General features: G+C 56.9%; 15 protein-coding genes. 10 read left to right on the plus strand and 5 right to left on the minus strand.

Annotated elements, in window-relative coordinates; translation table 11 throughout:
- Positions 1-199: 199 nt before the first annotated feature.
- Positions 200-1,105: a site-specific integrase gene (locus ACYCCG_RS09660; RefSeq protein WP_459670189.1), complete on the minus strand. Its 906-nt coding sequence runs from the start codon at positions 1,103-1,105 to the stop codon at positions 200-202.
- Between the two features lie 417 nt (positions 1,106-1,522).
- Here ACYCCG_RS09660 and ACYCCG_RS09665 point away from each other — a divergent pair, with 417 nt between their 5' ends.
- The 3 genes from ACYCCG_RS09665 to ACYCCG_RS09675 all read left to right on the plus strand — a co-directional run bounded on the left by ACYCCG_RS09665 (position 1,523) and on the right by ACYCCG_RS09675 (position 3,820).
- Positions 1,523-1,828, plus strand: coding sequence for a hypothetical protein (locus ACYCCG_RS09665; RefSeq protein WP_459670190.1), 306 nt, complete (start codon positions 1,523-1,525; stop codon positions 1,826-1,828).
- Between the two features lie 99 nt (positions 1,829-1,927).
- Positions 1,928-2,689, plus strand: coding sequence for an SIR2 family NAD-dependent protein deacylase (locus ACYCCG_RS09670; protein WP_459670218.1), 762 nt, complete (start codon positions 1,928-1,930; stop codon positions 2,687-2,689).
- A gap of 123 nt (positions 2,690-2,812) precedes the next feature.
- The gene (locus tag ACYCCG_RS09675; protein ID WP_459670192.1) at positions 2,813-3,820 is read left to right on the plus strand and encodes a DNA-binding protein; all 1,008 of its coding nucleotides are present in this window, start codon (positions 2,813-2,815) and stop codon (positions 3,818-3,820) included.
- A gap of 64 nt (positions 3,821-3,884) precedes the next feature.
- Here the strand turns inward: ACYCCG_RS09675 and ACYCCG_RS09680 are convergent, their stop codons facing one another.
- Complete coding sequence (locus ACYCCG_RS09680) at positions 3,885-4,592, minus strand: hypothetical protein (RefSeq protein WP_459670194.1); 708 nt, start codon at positions 4,590-4,592, stop codon at positions 3,885-3,887.
- A gap of 1,256 nt (positions 4,593-5,848) precedes the next feature.
- Between ACYCCG_RS09680 and ACYCCG_RS09685 the strand changes: the two genes are divergently transcribed.
- The 6 genes from ACYCCG_RS09685 to ACYCCG_RS09710 all read left to right on the plus strand — a co-directional run bounded on the left by ACYCCG_RS09685 (position 5,849) and on the right by ACYCCG_RS09710 (position 13,129).
- A complete protein-coding gene (locus tag ACYCCG_RS09685) occupies positions 5,849-6,295 on the plus strand; it encodes a hypothetical protein (protein ID WP_459670196.1) in 447 nt (148 codons plus the stop codon).
- 91 nt (positions 6,296-6,386) lie between these two features.
- On the plus strand, positions 6,387-8,285 hold the full coding sequence (locus ACYCCG_RS09690; protein WP_459670197.1) for a transposase: 1,899 nt from the start codon (positions 6,387-6,389) through the stop codon (positions 8,283-8,285).
- Positions 8,286-8,312: 27 nt separating this feature from the next.
- A complete protein-coding gene (locus ACYCCG_RS09695; protein WP_459670198.1) occupies positions 8,313-9,278 on the plus strand; it encodes a TniB family NTP-binding protein in 966 nt (321 codons plus the stop codon).
- Complete coding sequence (locus tag ACYCCG_RS09700; protein WP_459670201.1) at positions 9,244-11,595, plus strand: TniQ family protein; 2,352 nt, start codon at positions 9,244-9,246, stop codon at positions 11,593-11,595. Before ACYCCG_RS09695 ends, ACYCCG_RS09700 begins: the two co-directional genes overlap by 35 nt.
- Before the next feature lie 260 nt (positions 11,596-11,855).
- Positions 11,856-12,500, plus strand: coding sequence for a DUF2589 domain-containing protein (locus tag ACYCCG_RS09705; protein WP_459670202.1), 645 nt, complete (start codon positions 11,856-11,858; stop codon positions 12,498-12,500).
- A gap of 74 nt (positions 12,501-12,574) precedes the next feature.
- Positions 12,575-13,129, plus strand: coding sequence for a DUF2589 domain-containing protein (locus ACYCCG_RS09710; RefSeq protein ID WP_019437142.1), 555 nt, complete (start codon positions 12,575-12,577; stop codon positions 13,127-13,129).
- Positions 13,130-13,148: 19 nt separating this feature from the next.
- Here the strand turns inward: ACYCCG_RS09710 and ACYCCG_RS09715 are convergent, their stop codons facing one another.
- Genes ACYCCG_RS09715 through ACYCCG_RS09725 form a run of 3 tightly spaced genes read right to left on the minus strand, consistent with a single transcriptional unit; the run spans position 13,149 to position 19,265 of the window.
- A complete protein-coding gene (locus ACYCCG_RS09715) occupies positions 13,149-16,823 on the minus strand; it encodes a translocation/assembly module TamB domain-containing protein (protein WP_459670204.1) in 3,675 nt (1,224 codons plus the stop codon).
- Positions 16,820-18,562, minus strand: a complete 1,743-nt coding sequence (locus ACYCCG_RS09720) for an autotransporter assembly complex protein TamA (RefSeq protein ID WP_339443143.1) — start codon at positions 18,560-18,562, stop codon at positions 16,820-16,822. The genes ACYCCG_RS09715 and ACYCCG_RS09720 overlap by 4 nt, the downstream gene beginning before the upstream one ends.
- A 52-nt stretch (positions 18,563-18,614) precedes the next feature.
- On the minus strand, positions 18,615-19,265 hold the full coding sequence (locus ACYCCG_RS09725) for a GNAT family N-acetyltransferase (RefSeq protein ID WP_176684628.1): 651 nt from the start codon (positions 19,263-19,265) through the stop codon (positions 18,615-18,617).
- A gap of 162 nt (positions 19,266-19,427) precedes the next feature.
- Between ACYCCG_RS09725 and xthA the strand changes: the two genes are divergently transcribed.
- Complete coding sequence (gene xthA, locus ACYCCG_RS09730) at positions 19,428-20,240, plus strand: exodeoxyribonuclease III (protein ID WP_176684629.1); 813 nt, start codon at positions 19,428-19,430, stop codon at positions 20,238-20,240.
- Positions 20,241-20,271 lie beyond the last annotated feature (31 nt).

A 20,271-nucleotide genomic window follows, 5' to 3' on the forward strand; every position in this document is an offset into this window, starting at 1 on the left:
CCAATGGCCACTGCAGGCCTGCCCCGAGCGGAGCGGTTGCAGCTTGACGACTACAAACGTGAAGCCTTCAGACCAGGCGTTGGCACCGCGCAGTCTCCGCGGGTGACCCAAACGGCTCAGGGCGACCCCTGATCCACGGCAGCGGTGTGTCGACCAGCGGCCCCAGGGCCATCGTGTCCAGGATCGCCAGCCGGTTCAGCTAGCGGGCCCAGTCCGCAAACGGTGTCGCCGGATCAATGTAACGGGCAGCTGACTGCACATCACGCCAGCCGACATAGCTCATCAGCGCTTCGCTGCTCCATTGGTTGCGGCTGGCCCAGGTGGCAAAGCCGCGGCGCAACGAATGCCCCGAGTAGCCTTCAGCGTCGACTCCACTACGCAGCAACGCCCGGCGCAACAGACGCGACACACTGTTGGCGTTGAGCGGCTGCGCGCTGAGATGCCCCCAGCGATCGATCGCGCGAAACAGCGGGCCCCGCTCGAGCCCACTAAGGTCCAGCCACTGTTCGGTGGCCTGTACCGGGCACAGGCGTTTCAGCGCCGGCATGCTCAGCGTGCGCCCGCGATTGTCGCGGTCGGTCTTGCTGCTCGGCAGGAACAGTTGCATGCCCACGCCCGCGTCGATGCGCACATGCTCGGCCTGCAGCCGGCACAGCTCGTCGCCACGAAAGGCCCGCCAAAAACCGAGCAGGAGCAGGGCCTGGTCGCGGGCGGCCCGCAATCGAAGCGCAGGTGGCCCGTTGTGCAAATCCACGCTCAAGCCCTCGATGCTCGCCTCCAGCACCTTGAGCTGCAACGCCGGCGCCTGTTTGACCGGTTGCGGGTGCAGCGCCTGGATGCCGCGCAGGGTGTCGCGCACGCGCGCGGACTTGGTGGGATCGACGAAACCCTGCTGTTGATGCCACTGGGCCAAGGCCGCCAGGTGCACACGTAAGGTGCGGCTGCTCAGCTGCGCTGCGCAGGCGGCCAGATAACGCACCACGCTCTCACTGGTGGCCGGCAACAGTCCGCCCCACTCGGCTTCAAAGTGCTCGAGGGCCTGGGCATAGCGCCGCGCGGTACTGGCCCGGCGCGCCGCCTGCTGATACCGCTCCGCGTCGCTCACCTGACCTCCCGTGTACCACCTGCCAGCGCACTATCCGCCCAAACCACCTATCACGTTCGAGAATCTAGGCTTCTCACACCTCAGGATTCGACCTCTTCCGCGTTGCCGACCAAGGTTTGTACACCTGTAATTTCGTACCGCTTGAACGGTACGAAAAAATGCGGTGTTACAGCGCTTGCCCGGCGGTAACAGGCGAGCCGCGTGCCGACGTCGAACACGGGCGGCAGGCTCGGAGGACACCGCCGGAAAGCGTACGGCTCAGCCCACGCGGTGCGTCCGCTTCTCTCAGTGTAGTCAAAGCCATTTGTGCTCTGCGGCAAGCCACTGCCTGCATGCCCGGTCGTACGCGACCGATGGCCTACTCAGACAGTCCCTGCGCTCTACGCTTAGAGAAAGACGGCCAGCGAGGCAGGAACCATGAAAATCCTCGGACGCGTGGAATGCGAAGCGGTGACCGATGTCCGCTGTGACGTCTGCAGCAAATCCACCCGGCTGGCAAACGGCAACCTGCACTACGGCAGGCTGGAGGCGCAGTGGGGCCATGGGACAGCCCACGACGGTGAGCGTTATGAAGTGCACTTGTGCGAGCACTGCTTTTTTACGACCCTCGCCTACCTCCGACAAGAGCGGCGGACCCTCCATTTGTTCGAGGATGACGCCCGCCCCGGCGAGAAAGAATTGGGCTTGGTCAGCCGCCACGATTGGTTCCGCGACGGTGGCTGACAGGCGCCCTCAGCCCTGCCCAACTGTCCACGTTGTGGCTAGGCATGGCAGCCCCTAGCCCCGCTTTGAGTAAGGTCACAAAGGAGGAGACCAGCTTTGATCGACGGACTCACCGCAGCCGCGACCGCCTTGCGGCAGGCGCGCCATATCGTGGTGTTCACCGGTGCGGGGATCTCCGCCGAAAGCGGCATTCCGACGTTCCGCGATCAGTTGACCGGGCTGTGGGCACGCCACGATCCGCAGCGCCTGGAAACGGCAAAAGCCTTTCGCGCGAACCCGGCGTTGGTCTGGGGCTGGTACCTGTGGCGTCGCCAGCAAATGTTACGAGCCCAGCCGAACGCCGCGCACCGTGCGATTGCCCGCCTGGCTCACAGCGGACGGCAGGTCGCGGTGATCACGCAGAATATTGACGACCTGCATGAGCGCGCCGGCAGCCAGGGCGTCGTCCACCTGCATGGCAGTCTGATGACCCCAAAGTGTTTCGCCTGCCATCGCGCCGCCGCCCTCAGCAGCGTTGAGCAGTGCGTCTCTGAGGAAGGCGAACTAATCGAGCCACCGCGCTGCGCCCGCTGTAACGGCCGACTGCGTCCAGGGGTGGTGTGGTTCGGCGAAGACCTGCCGGCGGGAGCCTGGAAAGCCGCCGCACAGGCGGCACGCCATTGTGACGTGCTGCTATCGATCGGCACCTCCGGTGTGGTCATGCCGGCGGCCAGCCTGCCCGATCTTGCTCTGGCGAGCGGAGCTGTAGTCATTCACATCAACCCGATCGATGTCGGCATGGACAAGTCCAAGGAGGTGATGTTGATTGGCGATGCCGGACAGGTATTGCCCACCCTGCTCGAACGGGCGCTAGCCAGTTAGCTAATCCGCTCTCCACGTACCGTTAACCTAAAGGAATTACGCTGCCCTCCGAGTGGCTGCAACCGAAGCAGCGCATTCGGTTTGCACCATACTGTGTAAGAACCATCCTGTCGGATCAACGCCATGGCCCGTAGCGGAATCAACAAAGCGCTGGTGCAGGCTGCGCGAGATGCCCTCCTCGCCCGGGGTGAGACGCCGAGCATTGACGCAGTGCGGGTCGAATTGGGCGACACGGGTTCGAAAACCACCATCAACCGCTATCTGCGCGAACTCGCGAGTGAAGAGCCGCGCCCCCCTGCGGTGACTTTGAATGAGGAAGTCCAGGCCTATATCGAAGGTCTGGTTCAGCGTCTGGCGGCAGATGCACAAACAGCGGTCAGCGCCGACCGGGCACGCCTCGAGCGGCAGAAGCTGGCTTACGAGCAGCAACGTCAGGTCGACAGCGCCCGCCATGATGAGTTGAAAAAAAACCATCAATTGCTTCTAGAGGAACGCGTGGAAGCTCGCAAGCACGAGCGCAGCCTTGCCGCGCGCATCGAACAGCTGGAGGGTGACCGGCAGCGACTGCTTGCCACTGAATCCCATCTCCAGCAAGCCGTGCGCGATCGCGACGAACAGCTTCGGTCGCTGGAGGAAAAGTATCAACAGGCGCGAGGGTCGTTGATGCACTTCCGGGAGCAAAGCCGTCAGCAACGAGAGGCTGACATCCAGCGCCATGAAGCACAGGTACAGCAGCTTCAGCATGAGCAGCGGCGTCTGCAGGAGCAGCTGATGAGCAAACAGGAAGACCTGACACAGTTGTACCGAGATTTAGAACGCCAATGCGCTGAAAATCATACTCAGCGCCTGACCCTGCAATCCGAACAGAAACAGGTCCAGCAGCTTCAAGCTAGCCAGGAACAGCTGAATGCAGTCCTCAGCCAATCGCGAGAACGGGAGCAGTTGCTGCAGCTTGAAGCATCCAGCTTACGGGAGCGTGCTCACCGCTACCTGCTGGATCGTCGTCAGGACCGTCGGAATCTTCGCGACCTCACGCAACAACTGCACCAAGTTCATCAGCTGTTGGGCCGCCTGCCAAGCACAACAGTTTCCCTTTCCCAAGCCTCAGGCACCGACAACGCTACTACCTGAATGAATAATACGTCGGCGGCTACACTACCAGAGAAGTTGCTTGCTCATAGCAAGAAACTGCAATCTATGCATGCTGACCGGAGAATTCGCAGCAAATACCGTTCAAATGAATAGGGTGATCCATCCATTGCGAGCGTTTGCGGCACCACTTTTGCCGCAAGGAATGGGGCAATCCACATCCTGATGGCGCCATAGCCTGCGGAGGTCCAACATCCAACTCGTGCTGAAGCTGCTGACGAAAGTTCCAGATGAGTAGCGCGAGATGTTGATCATCGCCATATAGCCAGTTCCTTCCCTTCAGGAGTTCAAAAAGAGTTTCATTGGCATCCCAACATGAGATCCAGCGCCGCCGACCAACTTGAGATGCAGACTCAGTGCCAAACATTGTGGGGAATAGATAATCTCGAAGCTCAGTACTGATGTTGTTAATCGGTCTCTGAATGCAGCTCAGACCGGCCATGGCCTCAAAATTTTGCTTCAGCCACATCCGGTGAAACTCAAAGCGGGTGCCGCGCGTCTGCAACAACACAAAGTGGGCAGCCAGGCATGGCCAGTCAACGCGGTCATACAACAAACGAGTTAACTTACCGTTATATCCATCCAAAGGTTTCCCGCCCACACGTATCGTATCTGCCAAATCATCAAACTCATTCGTCCACTCAGGATGCGAGGTCACTAACCAAAGTGGATTTTCGAACAGGGACCGTAGATTGGGAAAATTTTCAAATAAACATTTCAGATGATCATTACTCGGCGCTGCACCGCGCTGCATGCCTCTCCAGAACGACCTACCATCCCCCCAGGGCCACAGGTTTCGCCAGTATTTAGCGATGGCGCAAGGCGCGTGAGCGCAATTCATCGAGTCGGCCGTTGCGTGGAACAAAGCGATGCTACGAATGCGATACGAAATAAATTCAATGTTCGCAGCGTACATGTCGTACACCTCCGTTACATTCGACTCACGATCCACCTTGCGCGGCTTTTGGAGACAAAAAATTACGGCTGGGAAAACCGGGCTAGAGCCCTGCGCGGAAAAAGCACAGCAGCGCTTCACTGCAGTCCGACGACCGCTATTCTGCTCCAGCTGTTCAGTTCATAATGAAACCAGTACAGCAAATGTTCAATAAGATTGACACCCAGCTTCAAGCGAGATCGTCGAGCGGACTTGCGATAGCTATTGAGAGGAAACTCATGATGGACTCCATCTATCAGATGGGCTAAGAAAAATCTGTTGATCAATGAAGAAGTGTCAGGGTGTTCCCAACAGCCCGTTTGCCAGCGGCCGACAGGATATCCGTCTGGATCTGTGCAGCAAACGACCTTCATTACGAAGCGATGATAGAGGCAGGAAGCCTATCAATCGAGGTTTCTGGACTCACCCAAGGCCGATAGGGCAAATGAGAGATGGTGCACGCGGGCAACTGAGTACCGCCATGACTAAGTTACTCAGGTTGAATGCATTTCAGGCCGAAGTTGGCCTTGATCGGAGTAGCAAGCATTCAATTCTGGGCAACGTATCCCGAACCAAAGCTCTGGATTTCCCCAAGGCCAGTAAGAATAACGCTGTGCGTCGAGATCAATAGAGGTCATAGCTGGTTGTCGCAGGATAACTCCATGAGAGGGCACCGCCATCTCCTCCTCTGTCGGGTTGAATAAATTTACTGGGCGTCCACTATCCGCAGGCGGGCCTACAACCTTCACAGTCCGGCAGCCCTGTAGCAGGAGTGATCAATCATGCTCCAAGTACCCACTGAGTTCACCAGTCTCATTGACGTGACTACTGCCGCACACCCACCAAAGCGTGGTCGGTACGGGAGAAGAGTTACTCGTTTTCCTTCACGCAAAAATCACTGCTCGGTTCCCTGCGACTCCCTACTGGAGGCCGATTTCTGCCTCCTCCTTGAACGTGACCCAAGGGTTGTGACATATGAGTCTCACCCGGTAACTGTGCACTCTTTCGAACACCACGCGCGCTACACACCCGACTTCTGCGTCCATTACTCCAATGGGGACGAAGTGTTCTTTGAGGTGAAAATTTCCGAGCGAATCAACTCACCACGAAGCGTGATTACCCGCACTGTCTTTGTACCCGTATTCGCTACTTGCGGGTCAACTTTAGTAACGATTACCAGCGCTGAAATCCGAGAGGGTCGGACACTGGAGACGCTTGAAAAGTGGTACCGCTACGCATTCGGTTCAACACCGCAACGCGCTTGGCTCGTCGTCGAAAAGCTTCAGTCCCTCCCAGATGGCGCACCTCTTAGTTCACTCCTGGATGAACAGGTCACCATTAAAGAGGTTGCTTACGGATTGTTCTATCAGCTTTTAAGCACCAAGGATTTCTTTACTTTCAGTGGCAGCAGCATTCTGGTTGCCAATATCAAATTGCAACAATTTACTCAACTCTTACATCAAGGGGTACTACCAGCATGGTGCCATTGCGAACTTCACTTTCCTGGTCTGCACGCTGACTGACCGAAGAGTTTGATGATCGCTAGCATCGCGCGGGTATAACCTGCACCAGTTTCTGTCTATATATCGGATTATACGGTGTTAAGTAACAATCATGCATGACACAAAAGATCAACTTGTCATTCTGATCGGGGAGCATTACAGCTACCAGCAGGAAAGCTATCAGGTGGTAGATATCATCGATAATACGGTGCAGTTACGCAGTCTTAGACGCTCGGGGGACATCATTTTCCAATCCTATGAGCGTTTGCTGCAGTCTTGGCACCGCGGCAATTTTATCCGAATTCAAGAAGCCCCATTGAAGGGGCAAGTCAATAGGATAGTGGCCGGGCTTTCTCAGAAAGACCGTACTTACCTTGATCGCCGGTTGGCCTATACTATGGCAGCAGAGGCAGATCAGCACGGAAAACTTCCTGTAAAAGAAACGCATCTACTCATCGACCGAGTTGCGCAAAGCATTGGCGACACTCAACCTCCCAGCTATTCGGCGGTCTATACCTGGAGTAAAAAATTCAAACTGTCTGGCGGCAGTCCAGTCTCACTCATTTCGAAACCCCGGAAACACAATAAACGCCTTGATCTGCAACACATCGAAATTCAACAGATCATCATAGAGGTGCTTGACCGACACTACTATAAGCGCCCACACGCTTCCTTATCAGATGTCATAGATGCAATTCAATCGAAGATAACAATGATCAATCTTCAGCGTGTTGAACACCTCAGAATTCCATCAAAGTCAACATTATGGCGCATCATCAGCGAACTCGACACTTACACGAAAGAACTGCATCAAACGGGCTATAAAGCAGCTTCTAAACGTCAGCAATGGAGCAAAAAAACGCCACAGTCGAGTTATCTGTTGCAGCATCTGGAATGTGACACCCATGACGTGGATTTGGAACTTGTGGATGATGAAGATGTTAACGTTGGAAGGTGCTACTTGACCGTCGTATTGGAACTGAAGAGCCGCCGCATCGTTGGCTATGATTTGTCCTTTAACCCACCAAGCCTCGAAAAGACCCTTCGCGCACTTAAAATTTCTCTATCTAACACCTATGAATACAATGGGCTTGGCAGCAATTACAAAGTCGACAATGGCCCCGACTTTATCGCCGAAGACTTAGCCGATAAATTCCACTTAATGGGTGCCAAGCTTGTTTTCTGCTCGAAAGGATCCCCTGATCAAAAGCCACATGTTGAAAAGTGGTTTGACACATTCGAAAAGCAGTTACCTCATATCATGAAGGGGACCACGTATTCCAACCCACGACAATGCGGGGACTACAAATCGGCACAGCACGCGATTTACACCCTTGAGCGCTTTAAGGCAATTTTCGAAAACTGGCTAGAAAAGATTTACCATCAAAGCCCTCACTCCGGCCTTAACAAATTATCTCCAACCGTCGTCTGGGATGAACATCTTGATCATTTATTCCCTCCACGGAAATTTTCTGACGAGGACATCCATCAACTCTTCCTCCGTAAAACTACAGCAACGCCATCCAATGGACGTCTGAGGTTCAACAATCTGCAGTGGACCCTCCCTGCAGTACCATTCTTGGGCACCCAGGGAAATTCTTCATCTGTTCTGAACCTCTATTACGATCCTTCTGAGCTCGGATACGCATGGGTTTGCCATCCGAAAACGCCTGAAAAAATTTTCAAAATAGAAGCGGTCGACCCTGCGTACCAGTGTGGCTTGACTATGTTTACGCATGAAGAGATCAGCAGAAAGCTCACCGAAAAGGCGAAGAGCTTTGACTTCTCCTCTGCTAAGCAAGAACGGTTACTCCTGCTTGAGGAGTGCAGCCAGGCGACCAAGCGATCTGAACGCCAGAAACGTAAAAATATGAAACAGCCTATTACACCTCATAACGCACCTCAAGCGCCCTCTCGGCCTACCGATTTGGCCATGCCGTTGAGCATGGGAAATAGCGTACCTTCCGAAATGGAAGTTATGGAATTCAAAGCTCCTCCCAATCAAGAGTAGTTAAATTTGACTGTAGGAGATAAAGAAATGAGCGATCTCGATGACTTGGTCACCTGTTATTCCAATCAAATCGTTTTCTTTAGGCATTACCGCAAGGCCTACGCGATGATGGTTAAGTCAGTGGAATCGACCCGTACACGTCAGAGACCCAACTGCTGTGTCATCGCTGGCCCCTCTGGGGTTGGAAAGTCCACGCTCGCTATGCTCTACCGAGATTCATTTCCACCGCCTACACGCGTCGTAAGCCCTGAGGACAATATTACAGAAGAACTACCCGCTTTCTACTTTTGCTTACCATCGGCAGCAACTGTAAAGTCCTTTCTCAAAACGCTGGTCGAAGCCCTCGGCAGCGACGACAGCAGAGGTGACACAATCGATCTGAAAGCACGCGCCATCAGGGCATTTAAAGAACGCAAGGTAAAAGTCTGCTTCTTAGATGAACTGCAGTTCCTTACGCGACCTGACACTCAACACTCAAGAGACGCAGTGATCGACTGCCTCACCCATTTACTAAACAGTATTAATATACCGATCATCATCCTCGGAACTGAGGAGTGCATTGACGTGGTATACAGCAGGGAAGTGTTAGCCCGACGTTACCCGTACCGAGTCGATTTTGGATACTTAAAATTCAGTACAGATGAAAACTCTGACTACATGCAACTTTTAAATAGCCTTGACTCAAAGCTCTATGAAATAGGTCACTTGGATCCAGGGGTATATCTGACTGAAACTACAGTTGCGACGGGATTATTCATCGCCAGTAACGGCAGCCTTGAATACATAAAAAAAATCACTTGTGAAGCGCTTGAGATTTCGCTCCATCGAAATCGGAAATTATTATTCGAGGACTTTATCAGCGCGGGCGACTCTATTTACCTATCATTAAACCTGAGCCCTGGCCGCAACCCCTTCACACTTGAAAAAACTGAAATCTCTAGCGCATTGGAGCGATATCATGAATTTACACTACCTCCCTCTCGCAAAACCTGACGAATCGCCTACAAGTATGATCCGTCGAACCGCCATTCACAACGGCTACCCTAGTTGCGCAGTTTTTTTAAATCACTTTCTCCACCGAACTTCTTATAACAGCCTGCTTTTCCAAGAAGGAAAACTAGCGCGCAAACTAGCCGACCTGGCTTTTCCCTTTGAGCAGGAACTGCTCAAGGGCTTTTACCAGGTCAACTTAGATGACAAAGACCAAAGCCGAATCATCTTGCTACATGACATAATGATTCCCAATTCCCTACTTCGCTATGCAGAGGCCGCTATTTGCACTGATTGCTGGCAGGAGGAATTGGAGAGCAGGATAAAAGACCTGAGGTCATCCTTATATTGCCCCCGACATAATAAGCAATACCTATCATGCTGCCTGGCTTGCAGCCGCCCGTTTACTTGGTACAATCAGATAACCATGAAATGCGTGTGCGGCGCACAACTTAAATCACCTACTGCTAGCTCAATGGATGTCTACCCAGAGACACTTGTTGCCAACCTTCTGAAGTCGAGAAGCCAGGAGAAAATTGATTTATTTTCGCAAACGCTACTTTCCATGGACTTCTATGCCACCAAGCACAGAACAGACTTCACACGTAACCGTAACATAGTTAAAGCGGCAATAGGACTAGCCTGCGGTAAACTTGAGCTGTGTGCTGAATCGCTTGCCACTCTTGCTGGCGGCAGTTCAGCACTGGGGAACGCAATGCTACTCGCTAAGCTTCCAACCCTCACATGCATTAATGATATTTCAAACATCCTTGCCGACAAACCTGAAACTTCTAGCCATGTCAATGCCGAGACACTTACGACTGAGCAAGTAAAAAAACTCGTGAACGCATCGGCAGCGCAGTGGAACAGAATCCAGGCACATCCACAGTTTCCAAAAAATTCTAGAACGCGCCCCCGATACCATGATTCGGATATCAGAAAAATCATGGAAATTAGTAAAGACTTTAGTTTTAGCCCTCCCAAACCCAATACGCAAGCGCACAGTCTAATTTCGTTCAGGGAATGCTTTGCGAAACTAAATATGCCCAAAGCAAATTTCTCCAACCTATGCAAGCAAGGCTTTTTCGGCCCTTCCATTCAACCCGGAAAAGCCACGCAACACTTCTTCTCCATGGACAAATTTGAAAAATTTCACCATGAATATATTTCAGTTTGGCAGTTAGCTGAAGATTATGATTTAACCGTTCGAACCATTCGAAAAATTGTCAGTCAAAGCAACCTCACGACCATAAAAACAGACCGTCATGTTGCATCAGTTTTCCCTGCCCCATCATTTATCAAGCGAATAGATATCGGAATATTTATTCAGCACAAAGACGATAGTGAGCCGGATTCAGAAGCCACGCCACAAAAACTTCTTGCCACCTGCCCCACACTACCAGCAACGATGTCTGCATTAGTACTGAGTAGCCACGACGCGGCATTACGACTGGGCACTCATCGCGAATACATTTATGCACTGATACATCAAGGGCTTCTTGACGCTTACGGCAAAGGACGCCAACTTTATGTAACTGCTGAGTCGTTTGAAAGACTTAAGCGAGAATACATAACCGGCCATGAACTTGAAAAGCTTCTAGATATTCACAGTGCTTGCATCCCTCGAGCCCTCGCCCATCACGGCATGCTCAACCTAGCTATTGCATTACCATACAATCACCTTCAGTACATATATAGGCGTAAGGATTTCACTGCCGATCGCATCATAACTCTTAATCCACCCGGCAGTGACTATGGACGCGCGCACCGTGAAAAACGTCTGATAAAAATCTCTAAAATCTGTCAAGAGCTCGGAATATATAGCCACCAATTCCATAAGTTTACTGACTGTGTTTTTAACGCCCGCCCGGAGCATTATCGCACCGCGGCATTTAGACTAGATCTATCAGAGTCAGAAGCCAACAGCATTCGTCGCAGGGTTTCAAAGTTAGTACCAATCTCCACTTTGAGTATTGATCACGGGATTCCGCCAACAGAAATCGAATGTCGCTTCATTCGAAATCATGCGATCACAAGTTATATTATCCACAAACAACATTTTATCACTAAGGCACATTATAGGATCTTGGATAAATTCTATGCATCAAACTTTACCCTAAAGCAATCTCAAACTCTTACCGGCCTCCCCGGCGGCTATTTGCAAAGTTTGCTGTACAAGAAAGTGATCAAGGCATGCAACGTCCCTCTTGGCGGATGCTCAACGCCCACTATGTTTTCAATCAAAACCCTCCGCCGCGCCGTTAGCCGGTACAAAAGCACCGGCAGCAAGCTGCTCCACTTGAAATTAGCCCATATATAACAGCATCATATTTTTTCCATCTTCATACCTGATAGATATAAAGCCCATCACGTTACTTTATGCAAAAAATCGCCGTTTCAGTTTTTTTGAAAAGGCATTTTTTTCTTATAGAAATAATCTTGCACGCACTGCGATTTATCAGCCTGATCATTTTTGTCACTCTTGAAACACGTCGCCAGGAGCTTTGCACGCGCTGACGCCCGAACACCGTAGCTGCCATTCGCGGCTGCCTTACCCCTACATAGAGCGAGCTTCCCGATATGTCGTTAGATAACAGCCTTATAGGCTCCGTCATCAATGCCCTGCCGATGGACCGCATGATCGCCGGTCCCTTGCAGGCCATGGTCCAGGCGCAGGTAACCGCCAGTAAATCGTACGCCGACTTCCTGATGCAGGTATGCGTCCAGGATGGCAAGGCAGTCGCCATCCAGTTCGACTACGACGAAACCATCGTCGACGAACAGGGCGAGTACAAAGGCGTGGTCAGCAAGACCATGAAAGTGCCGCTGATGGCGGCCATTACCCACCCCAACATTTCCATCGAAGAGGGTAATGTAGCGTTCGAGCTGGTTATCAACCAGATGTCGGAAGATGTTTCCAGCAAGGACATAAATGCAGAAGCTAGCGGCTCACTCGGATGGGGGCCGTTCAGGCTGAACGTGAAAGGCAGCGTAAGCCACAAATCCACGCAAACCCGCAAAACAGATACTCGCGCCCGCTATGCCTTCAACACGACCCTGAAGCGTCAGGAACCGCCCGAAGCGATGATGAGGGTAATCGAGTTCCTCACTGACGCCGCGACCAAGCCAACCGTTGTCCGAACCGCCGAACTGCAATGCCCGGACGAAATCTCCCAGGCGGATACCTTGAAACGGCCCGCGCCTGCAAACCTGCCGACCCCGTAAACCGCTGGTGCTTGACCCGATTGCCCCTCCTGCCGGTTTTGGGAGGGGCACACCCTGCCTGAGGAGTCGAATCGTTGCAAAAGCCCCCCGCCCCCATGACCTCCATTGACCTGCGTGAAATTACCCGTGGCCTGCAAGAAGCCGCCAGTGCAACCAACAGCCTGATTGCCCAGCAGTACATCAACCTGTTCGACCAGTTTTTCGAGTGCGACACCGAAGCACTGGGCGCCCCCATGAAAGCCAAGATGGTCGAGGTGGCCATGGATGGGCAGCACATCATGCGCGTCCCCTTGTTTGCGCTGGTGTCACCGAAAGGACTGGCCCTGGAGCGCATGCAGGTCGACCTGTCGGTAAGGGTCAAAGGCACCGAGGCGCAGCAGGCACTGCTGACCGCAAGCGAGAGCAAGGCCGCGAGCTTCAAGGTCACCATTGGTGGCCAAGGCCGTCAGGGCGAAAACCGCGACCCGGACGAAGTGCAGATCCGCATGCAGTTTCAGGCAAGCGAACCGCCAGAGGCCTTGAACCGGTTGATCGAGGAATACACCAACCTGATCGTCCCGGTACGCGCCACCCCCCCACCGCCCTCACCCGACACCAACGAGTTCATCGAGGCGGCCACCGTCCGTTGATGGCCGCCACGCTGCGGGCCTAGAAGTCGCGCTTGTAGAAGATGTCCAGTGAGCTTGCCAGCCCACTGGCGGCCTCGAGGTAGACCCTCTTGCTCAGCTTGTAGCGCAACGCGATCGTGTTGGCCGGTTCGAACACCCCCACCCCGTAACGAAGGCTCAGCTTCTCAGTGATGTTACCGCTGGCGACCACGCTGGTGCTGTTGCCAGAACCTTCGGTATCCAGCTGAAAGTCGTCGATCCCCAGACTCGAAGCCAGGCTGCCGGTAATGCCGGCGCTCCCGGCAAGGCCCAGGCCCAGCGCCGCTTCGGCGAGCATGTTGTTATCCTCGCCGGTATTGCCCAATGGCCGCCCCAATACCAGGTACGAAAGCGCCTGTTCCTGGCTCATGGCCGGCTCCGAGAACACTTGGGTCGTCGGCTGCTCGGCGCTGCCGCTCAGGCGGATGCCGGCAATCACGTCGTCGACCCTGCGGATCGCTTCGATGTCCAGATACGGCTGGTCGATCGGACCGGCGAACAGCAGGCGCGCCCGGCGTATGGTGAGGCGCTGGCCGTAGGCGCGGTAGCGGCCGTCTGCCAGGCTCAGTTCGCCACGGGTATCGAGGTTGTCGCCGATGTGCACATGGCCAAGCAGGTTGGCGGTAAGTCCAAAACCGCTGAACGACAGCTTGTCGCGACCCACTTCGACATCGATGTCCATGGCCATTGCAATGGGTGGCTTGCCTTCCTCGGTCTGGTGACCGACGATTACCGTGTCATCCGACACCTTGACCGTGGACGGCGGCAGCTCACGTACAGTGATCTTGCCCTTGGGCACCTGCACCTTGCCGGTCACCGACAGCTTGTCATCGATCAGGCGCAAGGTCAGGTCCGGGGCAACTTCCAACGTGGCGTAGGGCTCTACCGCGACCGGCAGTTGCTGGCCTTGCAGACGCACGTCCATGCCCAGTGCCTGCCCCCAGGTGAGGTTGCCGCTCAACTGGCCACGTCCCGCCTCGCCACTGCGCCAGTTACCGGTGAGCTGCACTTGCTCGCCGGCAATCAGCGCCTGCAGTGACAGGTCCTGAAGGCTGGCCGGCAGCTCGGCACCACTGACTTCGCCACCGCTGAGCACCAGGTTGCCGTTGACCTGAGGTGCCAGCAAGGTGCCTGAAAGCCGACCACTGCCATTGAGCTGCCCGGCCAGGCGTTCGACCATGGGCACGAACGGGCGGGCCACCGACAGGTCCAGACCGGCCAAGCGGAAATCACCCGACAACGGTTTGTTCTTGCCCAGCGGATCGAGCCGGGCGTTGACGTTCAGCTCACCCAGGCGCTCACCGCGAAACGCCAGGCGCGTATCGATGCGCCGCGGTGCCAGCGTGCTGTCCAGGCGCAGGGCCTGGTAAGGGAAATCGATCCAGCGGCCTTTGTCGCGCACACGCAGGGTGCCGCCACTGGCATCGACAACGACAGTGCCCTTGGGGCCGCTGGCCGGGATGTCCAGGTTGATATCGGCGTTGAGCAGGCCTTGCCAGGCAAAGTCCTTCGGCAGCCACTCGGCCAGGCTGCCCAGCGGGAACTGCTTGAGGTGGTAGCGCAGGCGCGGTTCGGGGGCCAGCCGCTGGTCGTCGCCACACAGGCTTGCCTGGCCGGAGCGCCAGCAGTGGGCCCCGAAGTCGAGCTGGCCGCTGGCCAGCCGCTGCAGGCGTGCAGGCGCCTGCAACTGCCAGTCCTGGCCGCCGGCCTGGATCCGGCCACTGGCCAGGCGCCCGCGCCAGTCACCTTTGTTCAACTGGCCATCCAGGCCAAGGTCGAGCTTAAGCTGCGGGCCGTCCAGCGCCAGGGTCAAGGCCTGCTGGCGAATGTCGCCTTTGCCGTTGGCCTGCAACGTGCCCAAGGCTGTGTCACCCAGGTGGATACCGGTTGCCTTGAGCTCGACTACACCGCGCTGGGCGCTGTCCAGGCGCGCATCCAGGTCCAGCTGCTGCAGGCGGTTTTCGGCCTGGGCCAAGCGCTGGCCCTGCAGGGTCAGCGTACCTTGCGGGGCCTGCAAGGTGCCGGCGACATCCAGCCGGCCCTTGACCCGGCCTTGCAACCTTGGCCACAGCTGGCCCAGGCGCGGCAAGTCAAGGTCGACTCGCCCAGCCAGGCGCTGTTGCAAGCTGCCACTGCCGTTGATGCGGTTGTCACCCAGCTGGATGGCCAGTGTGCCCAGGGTCCAGTTTTGCCCCGCCCCCTGGGCCTCGGCCTTGAGCATGGCTGGCTGGCCACGCAGGCGGCCTTTGAGGTCAAGCTGGGCATCGAGGGTAAGCGCATCGCCTTTCAGTTCGCCTTTGCTGCGCAGTGGCCCCGCCAGGGTGCCCGGCAGTTCGGCCAGCCAATACGCCGGATCGAGCGCGGAGAGTTGCAGGTCGACATCCCAGGCCAGGGTGTCGGCAAAACGTACGGCGACACTGCCGGCTGCCTTGCCCTGGCCGGCGGTCAGCGCCAACTGCGGCAGTTTCACCTGGGTGAGGTCACCTTCGAACGGGCTGGCGATGCTGAACGCTCCCGCCGGGCCGTCCAGGTCGCCTGTGAAGGTGCCCTGGTAATTGCCATCGCGATAATGCACCTGGGTATTGAAGCGCTTGAGGGTGACTTCGGGGGGAGTCTCCAGTGGGTACAGACGCAACCACGGGAAGTCCTGCCAGTCCAGCTGCGCATCGGCGCTCAGGCCTTGCTGCCAGTCAGCCGTGGCTTGCAGCTTGACCCGTTGGCTGTCGCTGGCGGTCAGGTCCAGGGCATCGAGCCTGGCGCCTTTGCTGTCGACCAGACCGGACAGGACCAAGGCGATCGGTGACTGCTCGGCCGGCAGGCTGGCGCTGCCAGACAGTTGATAGCCATCGAGCAGATCGCCCTTGGCATCGAGCTCAAGCGCGTTCAATTGCAAGGTGTCAGGCAACGCACCAGCCGGTTTGAACGCCTCGGAACGGATGCGCAAGGTCGCCGGCAGGTGCTCGGCCAATGCCTGCAACTGCCCGCTCAATGTGGCATCGAGGTAACCGCTGCTGGTGCCGGCGAGTTCCAACGTCTTCTGCAATTGGCCATTGGCTGTCAGTGCCAGTTGCCAGGGTTTTTCGTCTACCGTAGGCAACTGCAACTGCGCCTGCAGTTGCACCGGCCAGTCGGCTTCGGGTTGCAGGTCGCCCTGCAGGTTCAATTGCAGGTCGTCGCGCAGCAGCCGCAGGCTGTCGATACGTATCCCGCTGTGGGTCCAGTGCGCAGCCAGTTGCAAGTCGCCAAGCAGGTCACTGCCATCCAGGCGCAACTGCCCGACCTTCACCTCGCCCAGTTCGATGGCCAGCGGCAAGCGCAGGGTCGGCAATTCCAGCGGGGCGCTCTCGGCCGGTTCGGTGCTTGGCGCAAAGGCCATGTCAATGCGGTCTGCCTGCAACCGGTCAATGCACAAGGTAGCGCGCAGCAAACAAGCCGGCGACCAGGCCAGCAACGGCGCTTGTAACTCTACCTTGCTGCCGGCGTCGGCCCAGCTCAGCCGGCTGGCCTGCCAACTGCCCGCCAGGCGCCCCTGGAAGTCGGCCACTTCAAGCCCAGGCACCTTGCCCAGTGCCCAGCGGCTGCCGGCCTGGGTACCCAGCAGCAAGCCGAGCACCAGGCCCACGCTCGCGACGACCCCAAGCAGGCCCAGTGAAATATATTTGATCACGCGTTTCACAGCTCGGGCCCCATGGAAAAGTGCAGGCGAATGCCCCCTTCGTCATCCAGCGCCTTGGCCAGGTCCAGGCGCAGCGGCCCGACCGGCGATACCCAGCGTACACCAAAGCCGACGCCGGTCTTGAGGCTGGGCAGTTCCAGGTCGTTGAACGAGTTACCTTGGTCGACGAACGTCGCGACGCGCCATTTTTCGGTCAGCGAATACTGGTACTCGACACTGCCTGCCACCAGGTAGCGCCCGCCAATACGGTCACCGTCGCTGTTCTTCGGCGACAGGGTCTGGTAGTCGTAACCGCGCACACTCTGGTCGCCGCCCGCAAAGAAACGCAGCGACGGCGGAATGTTGTTCTTGAAGCCATTGGTCGCACTGCCGCCAAACTGTACGCGCCCAAGAAAGCGGTGGTTGTGGCCGAGCGTGGTCAGGCCTTTGAGCAATACGTTGCCGTGTAGCAGGTTGGTGTCGGACACCAGCCCTTCCTTGGCAACTTGAACATCGAACTGCAAGCGATAGCCGTTGTGTGGGTCGATGCGGTTGTCACTGCGCAGGAAGGAATAGCTGGCACCCGGCATCAACAGGTTGCTCAAACCGGAGTCGTCACCCAGGCGATATTCTTCGCGTTGGTACTTGAGCGAAATCACCCGTTGCCAGCCACTGGGCAGCTTGCTGTGCCACTCAGGGCCGACCGTCAACAGCTTGCTGAGCGTGTCGGTGCCGGCAAGCTCCTCGTTCTGGTAGCCACCGGCAAAGCGCAGCTTGTCGGTCAGCGGCGGGTCGAGCGGAATGTCGTACCACAGGCCGACGTTCTGGCGCGGTGCCGACAGTTCGGTTTCCCAGCCATAGCTGTGGCCTTGCGGGTTGACCCAGTGGCGGGTCCAGTTGGCCTTGCCGCGTGGCCCGACGTCGGTCGAGAAGCCCAGGCCAAGGCCCATGGTGCGTGGTTTACGGGTTTGCAGGTGAACATCCACCGGGATGTCTTCGCCCACAGCAGCAGTGGGCGCCGCATCCACGCGCACGCCTTCGAAATAGCCGCTCGATTGCAGGTCGTTGTTCAGTTCCGCGATCAATTCCGAGTCGTAGGGAGTGCCCGGCTTGAACGAAACCATGCGCTGCAGCAGGTCCTCGTCCAGCGGCGTGTCGCCACCGAAGGTGACGGCGCCCAGGCGATAACGCGGGCCACTCTGGTAGACCAGGTCGATATCGGCCACACCGGCTTGCGGGTCGACAGCCAGACGCTGACTAGTGAAGCGCCCACTGAAGAAGCCATAGCGCGACGCCTGGTTCTGGATCAACCGCTTGGCATCCTCGTAATGGCCGTGATTGAGTTGTTCACCCGCCCGCAGCGCCTTGCTGCCAGGCACGCGGAAGGCTTTCATCTCGCTGGCTGGGCCCTCGATGCGCACGGTAACGTTGCGCAGGCGAATCGGTTCGCCCGGGTTGATGCTGATAATCAGTTGTGGGGGATGGTCTGCGTCGCTGGCGGGCTTGACCTCGGTATCGATCTGCGCCTGATAGTAGCCGAGTGCCTGTGCCGCTTTGCGCGCCTGCTCCTCTGCCCCGCGACTGAAGCGCAAAAGTGCTTCTTCGTCGCGGTCACCCAAAGTGCCGATATAGCCTTCGACATTGGCCTTGAGCGCCTTGTTGGCCGGCTTCACCTTCACCAACAACTCGCTCTGGCCCCATGCTGCGAAACTGGCGACCCAGAAAACCAGGCCCCAGGTCAATCTTCCTGAATACGTCATGCGGCGCATGCTACCAGAGCCAGGCGCTCAAGGGAGCCGCCTGGCGGCCTGTTCAGGTAAATGCGGGTTTTGACGAGACTGGATTAGGATGAAAGAACACCCTCTCCCGGATCGGCCCTACAGCTACTTCACCAATTTCCTCATAACCCTGACGCTGGTAAAAAGCCAGGTAGTGCTCGTTACCGGTGTCCAGCACCACACCTTGGGTGCCTGGGTCTTCCGCGCACCAGTCGTGCACGGCTTGTAACAATTGCTCGCCGTAGTGCTTGCCCTGAAATTGCGGATGCACCCCCAGCAACGGCAGCATATGTACCTGGTCAGTGGGCAGGCAGGCGGCCAACGCGGCCTGGTAATCCATGTAGCGCCGCGTACAGCGCAGGCCGGTCCCCAGCATCATGCGCAAGCGCCAGGCCCAGCTGTCGGCCACGCCCAGCCGGCGCAGCGGCGGCACGATCAGGGCCAGGGCAATCAGACGGTCCTCGACCAACAGGCCGATGGCGGGCAGTTGCAGGTAGAAGTGCTGGCGTACCCATTCACGCACCATCACCCGCAGGCGCCGCTCATACCCCGGGCGCTGGGCTTCGAAGAGATAGGCGAAGGTGGGCTCGTGGCGGTAGGCGTTGTACAACAGCGAACGCGCCTCGCGGCTGTAACCATCATCGAGCAGGCAGACACGGGCCGGGGCGGCTGTGGTTTCGGGCATTACGGGCAGACCTCCTGGAATGGGCATACTGTGCCTTGGAGGTGCCCCTGCGCGCTTCGTTCACCCCCAACAGCACGTTAGCAGCAGGCTCGCCTGGCCGCCATGCTGGTGATGAAGGTCGATGTCGGCTAGCATCGCGCCTTTTACCGGGATTGTCTTTCCATGAAGATCGTCTGTTTCAACATCAACGGCCTGCGGGCCCGCCCGCATCAGCTGGCGGCGCTGATCGAAAAGCACCAGCCGGACGTGATCGGCCTGCAGGAAACCAAGGTCAGCGACGATCAGTTCCCGCTGGCCGACGTGCAGGCTCTGGGTTACCACGTGCATTATCACGGCCAGAAGGGCCACTACGGCGTGGCCCTGCTGTCGCGCCAGGCGCCGCTGAGCCTGCACAAGGGCTTTGCCACCGACGAAGAAGACGCCCAGCGCCGCTTCATCTGGGGCACCTTCGCCGATGCCGACGGCAACCCGATCACCATCATGAACGGCTATTTCCCCCAGGGCGAGAGCCGCGACCACCCCACCAAGTTCCCGGCCAAGCAGCGCTTCTACAGCGACCTGCAGGCACTGCTGGAAAGCCAGTTCCGCAACGACCATCCAGTGCTGGTGATGGGCGACATGAACATCTCGCCGCAAGACTGTGATATCGGCATCGGCCCGGACAACGCCAAACGCTGGCTGAAGACCGGCAAGTGCAGCTTCCTGCCGGAAGAGCGTGAGTGGATGGAACGTTTGAAAGGCTGGGGGTTGGTAGACAGCTTCCGCCATCTGTACCCAGACGTGACCGACCGCTTCAGCTGGTTCGACTACCGAAGCCGCGGCTTCGAGGACGAGCCCAAGCGCGGCCTGCGCATCGACCTGATCATGGCCTCACAGCCGCTGGTGCCGCGCATCAAGGCAGCGGGGGTGGACTATGAACTGCGCGGGATGGAAAAGCCGTCGGACCATGCGCCGATCTGGTTGGAGTTGAGCTGACTCTGGTGACGGGCCCAAGGTGCATGCCTTG

The organism is Pseudomonas sp. VEM90, assembly GCF_054611535.1.